This window comes from Streptomyces sp. P5F9 (assembly GCF_057961495.1).
Window position 1 is genome coordinate 1 of record NZ_JBXVPZ010000881.1, and the last position, 1,621, is coordinate 1,621.

Sequence of the window (1,621 nt, forward strand, 5' to 3'; positions counted from 1 at the left end):
CCACTGCCCGTACACATGACTCGACCGCCGCTCGATCCCGGCGACGATCCGATCCACAGCCGGCCCGAGCGGATACGTCTTGTTCGACGGCCAGGGCAACCGCTCCCTCAACTCCCGCATGACCGCGTCCTGATCAGCCCCCCGCACCATGTCCGTGTCGGTCCACGACAGATACCCGACCCCGACCCGCACCCCCTTGTAACCGACCTCGGCCCGCAGACTGTGCGCATACGCCTCGACGCCCGACTTGGACGCGCAGTACGCGGTCATCATCGGCGCCGGCGTGATCGCGGCCAGCGAGGCGATCTGCAGCAGATACCCCCGGCTCTCCATCAGCACGGGCAGAAACGCCCGCGCGGTCACGGCGGACCCGATCAGATTCACCTCGATCACCCGCCGCCAGGCGACCGGATCGGAGTCGAGGAAAGGCCCACCGTTCGCGACACCCGCGTTGGCGACGACGATGTCGACCTTCCCGAACCGCTCCTTCACCTCGGCCGCGACCCTGGCCATCGCCTCGTGGTCCGTCACGTCGGCGTACCAGTGGTCGCTGTCGGTGTGCAGCCGTTCGGAGACCTGCTTGAGCGCGTCCGGTTCCAGCCCGACGAGCGCCAACTTGGCCCCGCGCGCGGAGAGTTTGCGGGCGAGCAACTCACCGACACCCCGCGCGGCCCCGGTCACAACCGCGACCTGCCCTTCCAGGCTGACCCTGCTGCTCATGCGCCCTCCTTGACCTGATCGAACTCCATATAGGTGGCGGCCAGTTCACGGATCTTCGCGCTGACCAGCTCCGGCGCCTCGACGGGCGTCATATGACCGAGCCCGCGAAGTTCGGTGATCCCGACGCAGTTGGGCAGCGCGGCGACCAGCGCCCGCGCGTGCACCGGCGGCGTCATCCGGTCCGCCGTACCGACGACGACGGCCGTCGGCACCGCCAACTCCCGTACGCCGTGGTCGAGATCGAGCGAATCAAGCACCCGCGACCACGCGTACCGCACCGCCCTCGGGCACGCGTGCACGATCCGCGCGCACGCCTCGACCATGTGCGGGGCCGAACCGGGGCCCATCGTCCCGTACTTGAGGATCCGCCGCGCGGTCGGCGTGACCGGCCCGAGCGGTGCCCGCGTCCCCAGTATCTTCCGGGTCAGCCGGGTCCGCATCCGCCCGGCCCGCAACGGCACCACGAGCGACTCGTCGACCAGCCGCGAACTCCCCGTGCTGCACAGCAGGACGGCCACCGCGTGCTCCCGGAACCCCGCCCGTCCGGCCGCCGCCAGCACGGCCATCCCGCCCATGGAGTGCCCCGCGATCACCACCTTCTCCCCGGGCGCGAGCGTCTCCTCCAGTACGGCTTCCAGGTCGTCGGCGAGCGCTTCGGTACTGTGCGCGACGGCCACCGGACTGCGCCCGTGGCCCCGCTGGTCGTAGGCGATGACCCGGTGGTCGACCGCCAAGTCCCGTACCTGCGCGGCCCAGAAGGCCGTGGAACAGGTCCAGCCGTGCGCGAGAACGACCGCGGGCGCGTCCTCGGGGCCGTGCACCTCGACGTGCAGCCGGGAGCCGTCGGCCGAGGTGACGGTGAGTTCACGGGCGGGGACGGGCGGGGCGTACGGCCCGGAGG

2 protein-coding genes are annotated in these 1,621 nt (G+C 71.1%); both read right to left on the minus strand.

All coding sequences use genetic code 11. From position 1 onward, the window contains the following. Positions 1-720 (minus strand): SDR family oxidoreductase (locus AC31A1_RS51130; protein WP_489659868.1); only part of this gene is annotated, 720 nt, incomplete at its 3' end. After that, on the minus strand, positions 717-1,621 hold a 905-nt coding region (locus AC31A1_RS51135), incomplete at its 5' end, for an alpha/beta fold hydrolase (RefSeq protein ID WP_489659869.1). The genes AC31A1_RS51135 and AC31A1_RS51130, both read right to left, overlap by 4 nt.